The organism is Pseudomonas fluorescens, assembly GCF_902497745.1.
Classification (GTDB): Bacteria; Pseudomonadota; Gammaproteobacteria; order Pseudomonadales; family Pseudomonadaceae; genus Aquipseudomonas; species Aquipseudomonas fluorescens_BM.
Genome location: NZ_CABVHJ010000001.1, coordinates 1 through 14,090 on the forward strand (window position 1 = coordinate 1; position 14,090 = coordinate 14,090).

Below are 14,090 nucleotides of genomic sequence, written 5' to 3' on the forward strand. Positions count from 1 at the left end.
TGCTCGCGAAGGCGTCAGCTCAGGCGACATCTTTTCTGGATCAGTCTTCCAGCAGCTCTTCAGCCTGACCCAGGATGTTTTCCAGGGTGAAGCCGAACTCTTCGAACAGTGCCGAAGCCGGAGCCGATTCGCCGTAAGTGGTCATGCCGATCACGCGACCTTCCAGACCCACGTACTTGAACCAGAAGTCGGCGTGAGCCGCTTCGATCGCGATACGTGCGCTGACCTGCAACGGCAGCACGGCTTGCTTGTAGCCGGCGTCCTGAGCATCGAACACGCTGGTGCAAGGCATCGAAACCACGCGCACTTTGCGGCCCTGCTCGGTCAGCTTGTCGAAAGCCTGAACCGCCAGACCGACTTCCGAACCGGTGGCGATCAGGATCAGCTCAGGCTCGCCTGCGCAGTCCTTCAGCACGTAACCGCCACGGCTGATGTCGGCAATCTGGCCGGCATCGCGTTCCTGGTGCTGCAGGTTCTGACGCGAGAAGATCAGCGCCGATGGGCCGTCCTTGCGCTCCAGAGCGTTTTTCCAGGCCACGGCCGATTCAACGGCATCGGCTGGACGCCAGGTGTCGAGGTTCGGTGTGGTACGCAGGCTGGTCAGCTGCTCGATCGGCTGGTGCGTCGGGCCGTCTTCGCCCAGACCGATGGAGTCGTGGGTGTAGACGTGGATCACTTGCTTCTTCATCAGCGCGGACATGCGCACGGCGTTGCGCGCGTATTCCATGAACATCAGAAAGGTCGCGCCGTAAGGTACCAGGCCCCCGTGCAGGGTCACGCCGTTCATGATTGCGGTCATGCCGAATTCGCGCACGCCGTAGTACATGTAGTTGCCGCTGGCATCTTCAGCGCTGACGCCTTTGCAGCCTTTCCACAGGGTCAGGTTGGAACCGGCCAGGTCAGCGGAGCCGCCGAGCAGTTCCGGCAGCAGCGGGCCGAACGCGTTCAGGGTGTTCTGGCTGGCTTTGCGGCTGGCGATGGTTTCGCCTTTGGCCGCGACTTCAGCGATGTAAGCCGAGGCTTTTTCGGAGAAGTCGGCCGGCAGCTCACCGCTCAGGCGACGTACCAGTTCGTTGGCTTCAGTCGGGAACGCAGCGGAGTAAGCAGCGAAACGCTGATCCCACTCGGCTTCGGTTGCGCGACCTTTTTCCTTGGCATCCCACTCGGCATAGATATCGGCCGGGATTTCGAACGGACCGTGGTTCCAGTTCAGCGCCTGACGGGTCAGCGCGATTTCCGCGTCACCCAGTGGAGCGCCGTGGCAATCTTCTTTGCCCTGCTTGTTCGGCGAGCCGAAACCGATGGTGGTCTTGCAGCAGATCAGCGTCGGCAGCGGGCTCTTGCGCGCGGTTTCGATAGCAGTCTTGATCTCTTCCGGATCGTGACCGTCAACGTTGCGGATCACTTGCCAGTTGTAGGCTTCGAAACGCTTCGGGGTGTCATCAGTGAACCAGCCTTCGACTTCGCCGTCGATGGAGATGCCGTTGTCATCATAGAACGCGATCAGCTTGCCCAGACCCAGAGTGCCGGCCAGGGAAGCGACTTCGTGGGAAATGCCTTCCATCATGCAGCCATCACCCAGGAACACGTAGGTGTGGTGGTCGACGATGTCGTGGCCAGGACGGTTGAACTGCGCGCCCAGAACCTTTTCAGCCAGAGCGAAACCTACAGCGTTGGCCAGACCCTGACCCAGCGGGCCGGTGGTGGTTTCAACGCCCGGGGTGTAACCGAATTCCGGGTGGCCCGGGGTGCGGCTGTGCAGTTGACGGAACTGCTTGAGGTCTTCGATCGACAGGTCGTAACCGGTCAGGTGCAGCAGCGAATAGATCAACATCGAGCCATGGCCGTTGGACAGCACGAAGCGGTCACGGTCGGCGAACGATGGATTGCTCGGGTTGTGCTTGAGGTAGTCGCGCCAAAGCACTTCGGCAATATCTGCCATACCCATTGGGGCACCGGGATGGCCGCTGTTGGCTTTTTGCACGGCATCCATGCTGAGGGCACGAATGGCGTTGGCACGCTCACGACGGCTAGGCATCGCTGATCTCCTGGGTTCTGGTAAGTCGAAACGGAAAAAAGGAGGGCATTTTCCCTCACCGGAGCGCCTCGGGGCAATGACAGATAGTCATCCGGAGGCGTTTTTCCCATGGTTAGCGGCGGTTTCGCTTGGTGAAACCTTTCCGCTACTCGTTTGTAGAGTTAACCGTCTCGTGAGAAGTGCCATTTATCGAGCAATATCAAAACTTTTTGATATTGGCCTTGCGATGAATTCCCCCCCTCTCTAGACTGCGGCCCTATGAATTTACGCGTGCCTTCCATTCGCCATGACGATTGCGACGAGCTGGCGGCCCTGTGCAAGGCCGGCGGCGATCCGTTGCGGCTGAATGTACTGCGCGCATTAGCCAACGATTCGTTCGGTGTTCTGGAACTGGCGCAGATCTTCGGCATCGGCCAGTCCGGCATGAGTCATCACCTCAAGGTACTGGCACAAGCCGACCTGGTGGCGACACGCCGCGAAGGCAACGCGATTTTCTATCGCCGCGCCCTGCCCCACAGCGAACTGCTCGGCGGCAAGTTGCACGCGGCATTGTTAGAAGAAGTCGACAACCTGGATCTGCCTGACGACGTGCAAGCGCGCATCGAACAGGTTCACGGCCAGCGTGCCGCGGCCAGTCAGGACTTTTTCGCCCGGGTGGCGGAGAAATTTCGTGCCCAGCAAGACTTGATCGCAGGCCTGCCGCAATACCGTGACAGCGTGCTGGCCCTGCTCGACAAACTGAACTTCAATGGTGCAGCCACGGCCATTGAAGTCGGCCCCGGCGATGGTGCTTTTCTGCCGGAACTGGCGCGTCGCTTCGGCACAGTAACCGCGCTGGACAACAGCCCGGCGATGCTCGAACTGGCGCGTCAGGTATGTGAACGTGAACAGCTGGCTAACGTCAGCCTGCAATTGGCCGATGCATTGAACGGCACAAGCCTTCAGGCCGATTGCGTAGTGTTGAACATGGTGTTGCACCATTTCGCCGCGCCGGCCGATGCGCTCAAGCACATGGCCGACCTGCTGCAACCGGGCGGTAGTCTGCTCGTGACAGAGTTATGTAGCCACAACCAGAGTTGGGCCAGGGAGGCCTGCGGTGATCTGTGGTTGGGGTTTGAACAGGACGATTTGGCCCGTTGGGCCACCGCTGCGGGACTCGTTCCCGGGGAAAGCCTCTATGTAGGCTTACGTAATGGTTTCCAGATCCAGGTCCGCCATTTTCAGCGACCGGCTGGCGACACTCACCATCGGTAAATTCAGGAAAACATCGAGATGAGCGAATACTCCCTCTTCACCTCCGAGTCCGTGTCCGAAGGACATCCGGACAAAATCGCCGACCAGATTTCCGATGCGGTGCTGGACGCCATTATTGCCCAGGACAAACACGCACGCGTTGCCGTGGAAACCCTGGTCAAGACCGGCGTCGCCATCGTTGCCGGTGAAGTGACCACCAGCGCCTGGGTCGACCTGGAGCAGATCGTTCGTGACGTGATTTGCGACATCGGCTACACCAGCTCCGAAGTCGGCTTCGACGGCGCGACTTGCGGCGTGATGAACATCATCGGCAAGCAGTCCCCGGACATCAACCAGGGTGTTGACCGTGCCAAGCCTGAAGATCAGGGCGCCGGCGACCAGGGCCTGATGTTCGGCTACGCCAGCAACGAAACCGACGTTTTGATGCCAGCCCCGATCACCTTCTCGCACCAGTTGGTGCAGCGCCAGGCCGAAGCCCGTAAATCGGGTCTGCTGCCTTGGCTGCGTCCGGACGCCAAGTCGCAAGTGACTTGCCGTTACGAAGGCGGCAAGGTTGTCGGCATCGACGCTGTTGTTCTGTCGACCCAGCACAACCCTGAAGTGTCGTACAAAGACTTGCGCGAAGGCGTGATGGAGCTGATCGTCAAGCACGTACTGCCTGCCGAACTGCTGAGCAAAGACACCCAGTTCCACATCAACCCGACCGGCCAGTTCATCATTGGCGGCCCGGTAGGTGACTGCGGTCTGACCGGTCGCAAGATCATCGTCGACAGCTACGGCGGCATGGCCCGTCACGGCGGCGGCGCGTTCTCCGGCAAAGATCCATCGAAGGTTGACCGTTCGGCTGCCTACGCTGGCCGTTATGTTGCCAAGAACATCGTCGCTGCCGGCCTGGCCGAGCGTTGCGAGATTCAGGTTTCCTACGCGATCGGTGTGGCTCAGCCTACCTCGATCTCGCTGAACACCTTCGGCACCGGCAAGATCAGCGATGACAAGATCATCAAACTGGTGCGTGAAGTGTTCGACCTGCGTCCATACGCAATCACCACCATGCTCGATCTGCTGCACCCGATGTACCAGGAAACTGCAGCGTACGGCCACTTCGGTCGCGCGCCAGAAACCAAGACCGTTGGCGAAGACACCTTCACCACGTTCACCTGGGAAAAAACCGACCGCGCCGACGCCCTGCGTTCTGCTGCTGGTCTGTAAGCCTTTCCCGGCTGCACAAAAAGCCCCGCACGGTTCGCGCCGTGCGGGGCTTTTTCATGCGCGACTAATACCCTGTGGGAGCGAGCCTGCTCGCGAAGAGGCCCGAACAGACAATATTACTTTCCAACCGAAACACCCGGCAAAACACCCCGCCAACCCACTTCAAAATCCTCGCCTAGCCTTCAAGCATTCCCCCTGAGCAAGGACGCTCAACATGCTTGCCACGCTGCGCCTTTTTTCAGTTCTTCTGCTGGGCTTCACCCACCTGATCGCTTACGCCGCTTGCCCTGACTGGCCTGCCTCCACGGCGCAAAACGAAATCGCTACCCTGCAAAACCAGATCAACCAATGGGACGACGCCTACCACCGCGAAGGCCGCTCACTGATTGCCGACGAACTCTACGATCAGTCACGCCTGCACTTAAGCGAATGGCAACGCTGCTTTAATCTGCCATCCACGCCCGCGCCACTGAGTACTGTCTCAGGCTCAATCGCACACCCCATCGCCCACACCGGCCTGGACAAGTTGCACGAAGCAGCCGCCGTGGAGACATGGCTGCGCGACCGCCAGGATGTCTGGATACAACCCAAAGTCGACGGCGTGGCAGTGACGCTGATTTACCGCGCGGGCGTTTTGCAACAGGTCATCAGTCGCGGTGACGGGGTTCGCGGGCAAGACTGGACGCCATCAGCGCAGAAGATCGGCGCCATTCCTCAACGCCTGACACAACCGCTGGATGTGCTGGTGCAGGGCGAACTCTACTGGCGCTTGAACGAGCACGTGCAAGCTCGATCCGGCAGCGTCAACGCTCGCTCCACCGTCGCGGGACTGATGGGACGCAAAACTCTGGATGCCGAGCAAGCCTCCGGTATCGGACTGTTCGTCTGGGACTGGCCACAAGGCCCAGCGCAATTGCCCGAGCGAGTCGCCACGTTGGCGACGCTGGGTTTCGCCACGATTGAACCGTACAGTCATCCTGTCCCCGACTTTACTGCCGCACAGAAATGGCGCGATCACTGGTATCGCTCACCCCTGCCCTTTGCCACTGACGGCGTGGTACTGCGCCAGAGCCAAAGACCACCCGCCGAACGCTGGCAGGCTCGCGCTCCGTATTGGGCAGTTGCGTGGAAGTATCCTTTTGCTCAAGCGCTGGCCGAAGTGCGCAAGGTCAATTTCAAGATCGGGCGCACCGGGCGTATCACGCCAGTACTCGAACTCAAACCCGTCATGCTCGATGACCGGGAAATCAAACGGGTCAGCGCCAGTTCCTTCAAACGCTGGCAAGAACTGGATATCCGCCCCGGCGACCAAGTGGCAATCAGCCTCGCCGGCCTGACCATTCCTCGACTCGACAGTGTTGTGTTGCGCGCCACTGAACGGGCAGACATCGATATTCCTAACGCCGAGGAGTTCCACACCTTGAGTTGCTGGCAACCCACGCCCGGCTGCGAAAGCCAGTTTCTCGCGCGCTTGACCTGGCTCAGCGGTAAGCAAGGGCTGGCGATGCAGCATGTCGGTCGTGGTACCTGGGAGAAACTTCTCGAAACACGCCGTGTGAACAACCTGCTGGATTGGTTGACCCTCGACGCGCCAGAGCTTGCTAACATTGCCGGCTTCGGCGAGCGCAGAAGCGAACGCCTGATGCACAGCTTTCACAGCGCCCGCCAGCGACCGTTCACCCAATGGCTCAAAGCCTTGGGCTTGCCGCCAACCGGTCAGGCACAACTGCCTGATTCGTGGCAGGCGCTGGCACAACGCGACGCCGAACAATGGCAGGCCGAAGCCGGTATCGGCCCGGGACGCGCAGCGCAATTGAGCGCATTCTTTCGCGATCCGCAGGTACTGGCCTTGAGCGAAACCTTACATGCCGCCGGAATCGACGGTTTCTGACTACGCAATCCCGGCGCGCCGGGAACCCATCGGTAGCCCAAGCGCTCCAACAGCGCAGTGCCTGACCGACCCGATTGCCTTTGCACATGGAGCTTTTATGAAATTTCTTGCACCGCTCGCCATGCTGACCCTTTGCGGCGTGATGGCCGCCCCCGTAATGGCCGATGAAGATGCCCCCGGCCTGACCGGCTGCGCTGCGAAAAAGCAGGGCATCATGAACCAGATCGAACAGGCGAAATCGCGCGGCAATGCCGATCAGCAGGCGGGTCTGGAAAAAGCCCTGAGCGAAGTGACCGAACACTGCACCGACGCCGGTCTGAAGAAAGAACGCGAAAACAAAGTGCTTGAGGCCAAACACGAAGTCAGTCAGCGTCAGACCGATCTCGATAAAGCCATGAAGAAAGGCGATCCGGAGAAGATCAACAAGCGCAAAGACAAACTCGCCGAGTCGCGCAAAGAACTGCAAGACGCGCTGGACGAAATCGATAAGTAAAAATCAAAAGATCGCAGCCTGCGGCAGCTCCTGCCCTGATCAATGCAGGAGCTGCCGCTGGCTGCGATCTTTTAAATATCAATGATCGCGAAACTGTTTATGGCAAGCGCTGCAGGCATCCTCAACTTTCTGCACCGCCGGCGCCAGGTTGCTGGCCTTGTACGGCTGAACCTGACTGGCAATGACCAGCTCGCCGGTAGCGGCTTCAAGGGTGCGAGCCATTTCCTGAAACTGCGCCTGCTTCTGCCAGACATCGTCCTTGGCGCTGGTGTGATCTTCCTCGCGAACTTGCGGAAAATGCTTCCACGGTTCATGGGACAACGTATCGAGCTTGACCGCGCCCTCGGCGAATTTCGGCCCGTCGAACGGAATGCGCCCACGCAACATGCCACCCAGATCTTCACCGGTCTTGAGCATCTGTTTGAAAATGGCCTTGCGCTGGCCCAGAGGAGAATTCGGATCGACACCGCCACAGGCGGACAAGGTCAGACAGGCCAGCAATACAACAGCAATTCTTTTAACAGTCATGGTGGCTTCAGGTCACGGAATTCGGCGGCCAGTATCCTCGCGTCACCGCCAAACACCAATAGCCCTATTAAAAATACGGGTTGTTCGAGCGCATGGAGCACGCGGGCAACCGACACAGGAATCACTCCATGAACAGCCGTTTCAAGGCCTGGCGTCACCCGCTGATTGCAACCCTGCCGCTGCTGGCGATACTCGCCGGCTGCACCGGTGGCGAGAACGCCAAGCCGAAAACCCACGCGCTGGCCACTTATTCCAGCGCCACCTGGGAGGCATTGCCGGCGGTATCCGATAGCGATCTGGTCGCCGGTTTCGGTTCGTGGCGCAGCGCCTGCACCCGACTCAAAGCTGACGCCGTGTGGGGCCAAACCTGCGCCGCTGCGGCCAACGTGCCGCAAAGTGCTGGCGAGATCCGCGCGTTCCTTAAGCAATACCTCGACGTCTACGGCCTGCGCGCTGAAAACGACAACCCCAACGGCTTGATCACCGGCTACTACGAACCGGTCTACCCCGGCAGCCTGACGCCCACCGACACGGCCAATGTGCCCGTGTATGGCGTGCCGGAGGACATGATCATTGTCTCGCTCGACAGCATTTATCCCGAACTCAAAGGCAAACGCCTGCGTGGTCGCCTTGAAGGTCGAGTACTCAAACCTTACGACGATGCTGCGACCATCGAATCCAAAGGTGTGAAAGCGCCAGTGGTTGCCTACCTGACCGACCCGATGAATCTGCAATTCCTGCAGATCCAGGGTTCGGGGCGAATTCAGACCGCGGACGGCAAACAGCTGCGCATTGCCTACGCCGATCAGAACGGCCATCCGTATCGGCCGATCGGCCGCTGGCTGGTCGAGCAAGGTGAGTTGAAGAAAGAAGACGTGACGATGAGCGCGATCAGCAATTGGGCCAAAGCCAATCCATCGCGGATTCCTGAACTGCTGGGCAGCAACCCGAGCTATGTGTTCTTCACCCGCAACCCGGACAGTAACGAAGGCCCGCGCGGCTCACTGAACGTGCCGTTGACTGCGGGCTACAGTGCGGCAGTGGATCGCAAGGTAATTCCGCTGGGCAGCCTGTTGTGGCTATCGACCACGCGACCGGACGGCACGGCACTGGTGCGCCCGGTGGCGGCACAGGACACCGGCGGCGCGATTGCCGGCGAGGTGCGTGCGGATCTGTTCTGGGGCACCGGTGATGCGGCCGGGCAATTGGCCGGGGACATGAAGCAGCAGGGGCAGATCTGGATGCTTTGGCCTAAAGGTGCAGCGCTGCCACAAGTGCCGCAGGTGGCTGATACGGAAAAGAAGTAACCCTTAGGATCTTTGTCGTCTGAACAATGGCTTTCGCGAGCAGGCTCGCTCCCACAGTTGGACTGCATATCCATGTGGGAGCGAGCCTGCTCGCGAAGAGGCCATCAGCAACACCCGAGCATCAGACCGACACAAAGAAGAACGAAGCAATCAGCCCCATCCCCACAAACCACACCAGCGACCGCAAGATCGCCCAGTCCGCCAGATAGCAAATGATGTACAGCAGGCGACTGGTAATAAACATTACCGCCAGCACATTGACCGTCACCAACTGCGCGGTTCCCACCAGGTGCGCGACGATCACCGCCGCTGCAAACGCCGGCATCACCTCAAAGCTGTTCAACTGCGCCGCGTGTGCCCGACGAGCCACACCGTTGAGGCTTTCGAGAAAATCGCGCGGATCGTGGTTGTCACTCAACCGGTAGCCGCCCACGGCTTTCGCCACGCCAGTGCAGACATACGGCAGAAAAATCGCCACCAACACACACCACAGAGCCACCGTCATAACGCCGTCCTTTTTTCGAGTTATAAAATTCGCGAGCGGTCAGAACTTCATCACCAGCATGCCGATCAGCACCAGCCCACAGGCTAAGAGCCGCGGCCGGCCAAAAGGTTCTTTGAGGTAGCGCATACCGAACAGCACCACCAGAATCACGCTGATTTCGCGTAATGCCGCCGCTTCTGCAATCGAGCCCAATTGCATCGCCCACAGCACCAGAGCGTAGCTGAACAACACACAGAACCCGACGGCCAGCCCCAGCTTCCATTGCTCACGCCAGAACTGCATGAACGCCGGACGCTTGGCGACCCATGCCAGCAACGGGAATGGCCAGGCACTGAGCAGCGTGACCCAGACCAGATAATCGAGCGGGTGCGACCAACGACGCAGTGCCTGGCCATCGATGTAGGTGTAGCAACCTATGCACAGACCAATCAGCGCAACCACGGGCAACATTGACCAAGGCAAATGCTTTCCGCCACCGCCCTGCCACAGCAAGCAAGCCATACCAAACGGGATCAGCATGATGCCGAAGATCTGCTGGGTGGTGAGCACTTCACCGGCGAAGATCAGGGTCAGCGCCAGCACTACCAGCGGCGACAAACCACGCATCAGTGGATAGACCAGCCCGAGATCGCCGACCCGGTAGGCTTGAATCAGCAGGTAGCGATACAGCAGTTCAAAGGCTGCCGACGCCAGAATCCATGGCCAGATTTCCATGGGTGGCAAGCTCACGAACGGCAGCGCGATGGCCACGACCAGCAGCGCCACGGTGTCCATGCACGCCACCACCAGCAGCCGTTCGGCGCTGAATTTGATCAATGTATTCCACGTCGCATGCAACAGCGCCGCCATCAATACCAACCCCGTCGCCAGCACGTCTTACCCCTTGTTTTTATGAGTCCCCATGTAGGAGCTGCCGCAGGCTGCGATCTTTTGATTCTGATTTTTAACAAAAAGATCAAAAGATCGTCCGAACGCGGCCCGAGCCTGCGGCAGCTCCTACAGTGAATCCTCGAATAGTCAGATTATTGATTCGCGATGTGTCAGCAGCTGTTTATACTGCAAGCGACCACGCCGCACTCAGTTGCGCACAGAAAAATACCAATAATTCCTGCCTGCACCGCCCTCCTTCGAGATCGGTCGTCGGCCTGCGTATGCCTGATCAAAGCGTCAAGACTACCGACAGAGACCTTGCGCATGCCACTCGCCTTGCTTGCCCTCGCTGTTGCCGCATTCGGCATCGGCACAACCGAATTCGTCATCATGGGCTTGTTGCCCGATGTCGCCCGCGACCTTGCCGTGAGCATTCCTCACGCGGGCCTGTTGATCACCGGTTATGCGTTGGGCGTGGTATTCGGCGCGCCGATCCTGGCGATCGGCACCGCAAACATGCCGCGCAAAGCAACATTGCTGGGAATGACGCTGATGTTCATCCTCGGCAACGTGCTCTGCGCCCTGGCGCCGAACTACGCGACGCTGATGGCCGCTCGCGTGGTCACCGCACTGTGCCACGGCGCGTTTTTCGGCATCGGCTCGGTGGTCGCCGCCGGACTGGTCGCGCCGAACAAACGCGCACAGGCGATTGCGATGATGTTCACCGGCCTGACCTTGGCCAACGTCCTCGGCGTACCGCTGGGCACGGCGCTGGGTCAGTACGCCGGCTGGCGTTCGACCTTCTGGGCGGTTTCGGTGATCGGTGTGATCGCAGCCCTCGCGCAGTGGTTTTGGCTGCCGAAACACATCCCGATGGACAAGGCCAACCTCGCCAGCGAATTCAAGGTATTGGGCAAGATCAACGTGTTGCTGGCGCTGGGCATGAGTGTGCTGGCATCGACCAGCCTGTTCAGCGTGTTCACCTACATCGCGCCGATCCTGCAAGACATCACCGGCGTCAGCCCGCACGGCGTCACGGTGATGCTGCTGTTATTCGGTGTAGGCCTGACCGGCGGCAGCATGCTCGGCGGGCGTCTGGCTGATAGCCGTTTGTTGCCGTCGCTGGTCGGAGTGGCCTTGGCGGTGGTGGTGATTCTGGCGGCGTTCAGTCAGACCAGTCGTTCGGTGGTGCCGGCGGCGATCACGCTGGTGCTGTGGGGGATTTTTGCTTTTGCGCTGTGCCCGATTCTGCAACTGCTGATCATCGATCAGGCCCATGAAGCACCGAACCTCGGTTCGACATTGAACCAGAGCGCTTTCAACCTCGGTAACGCGGCGGGTGCGTGGATCGGCGGGCTGGTGGTTGCCAGTGGCGCTGATCTGGCGGACTTGCCATGGACCGGTGCGCTTGTTGGCGTATTGACCGTGCTGACGGCGCTGTTTTTCATCTATCTGCAACGTCGCGAAGCGGCTGCGGTCAATGTGTCCGGCTAATCGGGTTTAGCCTGCAAAAGCCCTCACCCTAGCCCTCTCCCAGAGGGAGAGGGGACTGACCGTGTTGAATGTTCGAGTTACATCGACCTGAAATTTCGAGCCGAACTCAGGCCCTGAAAGACTTGAGATCTGCTCCCTTTCCCCCTCTCCCTAAGGGAGAGGGCTGGGGTGAGGGGGCTCTTGATCTCATCACACCATCAACTGTGTCCCGATCCTGACTCAACCCATCCAATCCCTGCACCAAAGATTCGGTGCGCTATCTTTCACCCCCTCATCCAAAGGACCCCGGATGCTTGAACTTGTCGCCGCTTTCATCTGCCTCACCACCCTCCTGACCTTCGTCAACTTCCGCTTCATCGGCCTGCCGCCGACCATCGGCGTGATGGTCACCGCGCTGCTGTTCTCGCTGATCCTGCAAGGCCTGAGCGTGCTCGGCTACCCCGGTCTCGAAGAACGCGTGCAGCAACTGATCGGCCAGATCGACTTCGGCGATCTCTTGATGAACTGGATGCTGTCGTTCCTGCTGTTCGCCGGCGCCTTGCACGTCAACCTGAACGACCTGCGCAGCTACCGCTGGCCCATCGGCCTGTTGGCGACCTTCGGCGTGTTGATTGCCACCACGGTGATCGGCAGCCTCGCCTATTACATTTTTGCCCTGTTCGGCTGGCACGTGAGTTTCTTGTATTGCCTGCTGTTCGGCGCGCTGATTTCACCGACCGACCCGATTGCCGTGCTCGGTGTGCTACGTACCGCAAACGCCTCGAAGCCGCTGAAAACCACCATCGTCGGCGAATCACTGTTCAACGACGGCACGGCCGTAGTGGTGTTCACCGTACTGCTGGGCATCGCCCAACTCGGCGAAACCCCGACCGTCAGCGCCACCGCGATGTTGTTCGTTCATGAAGCGATTGGCGGTGTGCTGTTCGGCGGGCTGATCGGTTATCTGGTTTATCGCATGATCAAGAGCGTCGAGCAGCATCAGATCACTGTGATGCTGACCTTGGCGCTGGTCATTGGCGGTTCGGCGATGGCCACCGAGATTCATGTTTCGGCACCGATTGCGATGGTGGTCGCCGGCCTGATCATCGGCAACCTCGGCCGCAATCTGGCGATGAACGACATGACCCGCCGTTATCTCGACGGTTTCTGGGAATTGCTCGATGACATGCTTAACGCGCTGCTGTTCGCGCTGATCGGCATGGAGCTGTTGCTGCTGCCGTTCAACTGGTTGCACGTAGCGGCGGCGAGTGTATTGGCGGTGGCCATTCTGCTGTCGCGCCTGCTCACTGTGGCCCCGGCGATTCTGCTGCTGCGCCGCTGGCGGACAGTGCCGGCCGGCACCATCCGGATTTTGACCTGGGGCGGTTTGCGCGGCGGTGTTTCGGTGGCACTGGCGCTGGCTCTGCCGCTGGGCCCGGAGCGCGATCTGCTGCTGAGCATCACTTACATCGTGGTGCTGTCGTCGATCCTGTTGCAGGGGCTGACCATCGGCAAACTGGTCAAGCACGCGACTCGCAACGAGCCCGCGACCACCAGCGAACCCGCTCACCACTGATCATTTTTTGATCTGCTGCGGATCAGGTTTCCCGGCCTGATCCGCAGATTCCTTCGGCGCACCGCTCTCGCTACGGATCTGCGCATGGCTGATCAGCGCGAAGATAAAGCTGCCGCCAATGATGTTCCCCGCCAGCGTGGGTCCTGCGAATACCGCCCAGAAATCACTCCACGGCAATTCGCCGGCAAACACCAGATACGACACCTCGGCCGAACCGACGACGATGTGGGTGAAATCGCCGAGCGCCATGAGGTAGGTGATGAGGATAATGATCCACATCTTCGCGCTCTCCATGGACGGAATCATCCAGACCATGGTGGCGATCATCCAGCCAGACACGATGCCTTTGGCGAACATCTGGCTGGCATGGTTTTCCATGACTTTGCGGCCGATTTCGAGGAAGGCGTGGTCAGTCTTTGTGTCGAAGATCGGCAGTTCGAGCATCACGTATGCCACTAGAATCGTGCCACACAGGTTGCCGACCAACACCACTGTCCACAGGCGGATCAGCCGGCCGAAGTTTTGCAGGGTCGGTTTGGTCATGACCGGCAGCACAGCGGTCAGGGTGTTTTCGGTGAACAGTTGCTGACGAGCGAGGATCACCGCGAGAAAACCCGCGCAATAGCCGAAGCTGGCGATCACCTTGAATTCATCGCCCTCGGGCAGGCGCGAATTGAGCAGGCCCATACCCATCAGCGACAGGCCCATGGTCAACCCAGCTGCCAATGCCGACCACCAGAGCGCGGCGATGCTGCGCTCCAGTTCCTGATCGCCTTGGCTACGGATGATTTCATGAAGGACGGCCGCGCGGGGCGGCTGGTTTTTCTCGACTTCGTGCTGTTCTTTGGCCGAGAGATCGGGGGTCTTGCCGTCGGTGGGAGTGGTCATGGCGTGGGAACCGTGGGGGTGGTGTTTACCTACGACCCCGGCGGTTCATGGCTGTTCA

Annotated in this window: 12 protein-coding genes; 7 read left to right on the plus strand and 5 right to left on the minus strand. The window is 59.8% G+C overall.

Annotation, left to right across the window (positions count from 1 at the left end):
- Positions 1-40 precede the first annotated feature (40 nt).
- Positions 41-2,038 (minus strand): transketolase, encoded by a 1,998-nt coding sequence (tkt, locus tag F8N44_RS00005; protein ID WP_150648865.1) that lies wholly within the window; start codon positions 2,036-2,038, stop codon positions 41-43.
- A 258-nt stretch (positions 2,039-2,296) separates the two neighbouring features.
- Between tkt and F8N44_RS00010 the strand changes: the two genes are divergently transcribed.
- The 4 genes from F8N44_RS00010 to F8N44_RS00025 all read left to right on the plus strand — a co-directional run bounded on the left by F8N44_RS00010 (position 2,297) and on the right by F8N44_RS00025 (position 6,885).
- A complete protein-coding gene (locus F8N44_RS00010) occupies positions 2,297-3,292 on the plus strand; it encodes an ArsR/SmtB family transcription factor (RefSeq protein ID WP_150648866.1) in 996 nt (331 codons plus the stop codon).
- Between the two features lie 18 nt (positions 3,293-3,310).
- A complete protein-coding gene (metK, locus tag F8N44_RS00015) occupies positions 3,311-4,501 on the plus strand; it encodes a methionine adenosyltransferase (RefSeq protein WP_034153622.1) in 1,191 nt (396 codons plus the stop codon).
- Positions 4,502-4,715: 214 nt separating this feature from the next.
- Entirely contained in the window at positions 4,716-6,392 is a 1,677-nt protein-coding gene (gene ligB, locus F8N44_RS00020) for an NAD-dependent DNA ligase LigB (RefSeq protein WP_150648867.1), read from the plus strand.
- Between the two features lie 97 nt (positions 6,393-6,489).
- A complete protein-coding gene (locus F8N44_RS00025) occupies positions 6,490-6,885 on the plus strand; it encodes a DUF1090 domain-containing protein (RefSeq protein WP_150648868.1) in 396 nt (131 codons plus the stop codon).
- A gap of 78 nt (positions 6,886-6,963) precedes the next feature.
- Here the strand turns inward: F8N44_RS00025 and F8N44_RS00030 are convergent, their stop codons facing one another.
- Entirely contained in the window at positions 6,964-7,413 is a 450-nt protein-coding gene (locus F8N44_RS00030) for a c-type cytochrome (protein ID WP_150648869.1), read from the minus strand.
- Positions 7,414-7,541: 128 nt separating this feature from the next.
- Between F8N44_RS00030 and F8N44_RS00035 the strand changes: the two genes are divergently transcribed.
- Positions 7,542-8,720, plus strand: coding sequence for a murein transglycosylase A (locus F8N44_RS00035; RefSeq protein WP_150648870.1), 1,179 nt, complete (start codon positions 7,542-7,544; stop codon positions 8,718-8,720).
- A gap of 121 nt (positions 8,721-8,841) precedes the next feature.
- Here F8N44_RS00035 and F8N44_RS00040 read toward each other — a convergent pair whose 3' ends face one another.
- Together F8N44_RS00040 and F8N44_RS00045 are read right to left on the minus strand one after the other, a co-directional pair.
- A complete protein-coding gene (locus tag F8N44_RS00040) occupies positions 8,842-9,225 on the minus strand; it encodes an MAPEG family protein (protein WP_150648871.1) in 384 nt (127 codons plus the stop codon).
- Between the two features lie 39 nt (positions 9,226-9,264).
- On the minus strand, positions 9,265-10,098 hold the full coding sequence (locus F8N44_RS00045; RefSeq protein WP_150648872.1) for an EamA family transporter: 834 nt from the start codon (positions 10,096-10,098) through the stop codon (positions 9,265-9,267).
- A gap of 321 nt (positions 10,099-10,419) precedes the next feature.
- Here F8N44_RS00045 and F8N44_RS00050 point away from each other — a divergent pair, with 321 nt between their 5' ends.
- Both F8N44_RS00050 and F8N44_RS00055 read left to right on the plus strand, forming a co-directional pair.
- Entirely contained in the window at positions 10,420-11,589 is a 1,170-nt protein-coding gene (locus F8N44_RS00050) for an MFS transporter (protein ID WP_150648873.1), read from the plus strand.
- A 289-nt stretch (positions 11,590-11,878) separates the two neighbouring features.
- Positions 11,879-13,144 carry a cation:proton antiporter gene (locus tag F8N44_RS00055; RefSeq protein WP_034153629.1) on the plus strand — a complete coding sequence of 422 codons (1,266 nt, stop codon included), beginning with the start codon at positions 11,879-11,881 and terminating at the stop codon, positions 13,142-13,144.
- Here F8N44_RS00055 and F8N44_RS00060 read toward each other — a convergent pair whose 3' ends face one another.
- Positions 13,145-14,032: a formate/nitrite transporter family protein gene (locus tag F8N44_RS00060; protein ID WP_150648874.1), complete on the minus strand. Its 888-nt coding sequence runs from the start codon at positions 14,030-14,032 to the stop codon at positions 13,145-13,147.
- Positions 14,033-14,090: the final 58 nt, after the last annotated feature.

What these genes read in the sequence shown, in the direction of transcription:
- ligB (WP_150648867.1), top strand. Translation starts at nt 4,716, where the DNA reads ATGCTTGCCACGCTGCGCCTTTTTTCAGTTCTTCTGCTGGGCTTCACC.
- F8N44_RS00010 (WP_150648866.1), top strand. Translation starts at nt 2,297, where the DNA reads ATGAATTTACGCGTGCCTTCCATTCGCCATGACGATTGCGACGAGCTG.
- F8N44_RS00055 (WP_034153629.1), top strand. Translation starts at nt 11,879, where the DNA reads ATGCTTGAACTTGTCGCCGCTTTCATCTGCCTCACCACCCTCCTGACC.
- F8N44_RS00025 (WP_150648868.1), top strand. Translation starts at nt 6,490, where the DNA reads ATGAAATTTCTTGCACCGCTCGCCATGCTGACCCTTTGCGGCGTGATG.
- metK (WP_034153622.1), top strand. Translation starts at nt 3,311, where the DNA reads ATGAGCGAATACTCCCTCTTCACCTCCGAGTCCGTGTCCGAAGGACAT.
- F8N44_RS00060 (WP_150648874.1), bottom strand. Translation starts at nt 14,032, where the DNA reads ATGACCACTCCCACCGACGGCAAGACCCCCGATCTCTCGGCCAAAGAA.
- F8N44_RS00040 (WP_150648871.1), bottom strand. Translation starts at nt 9,225, where the DNA reads ATGACGGTGGCTCTGTGGTGTGTGTTGGTGGCGATTTTTCTGCCGTAT.
- F8N44_RS00030 (WP_150648869.1), bottom strand. Translation starts at nt 7,413, where the DNA reads ATGACTGTTAAAAGAATTGCTGTTGTATTGCTGGCCTGTCTGACCTTG.
- F8N44_RS00035 (WP_150648870.1), top strand. Translation starts at nt 7,542, where the DNA reads ATGAACAGCCGTTTCAAGGCCTGGCGTCACCCGCTGATTGCAACCCTG.
- tkt (WP_150648865.1), bottom strand. Translation starts at nt 2,038, where the DNA reads ATGCCTAGCCGTCGTGAGCGTGCCAACGCCATTCGTGCCCTCAGCATG.
- F8N44_RS00050 (WP_150648873.1), top strand. Translation starts at nt 10,420, where the DNA reads ATGCCACTCGCCTTGCTTGCCCTCGCTGTTGCCGCATTCGGCATCGGC.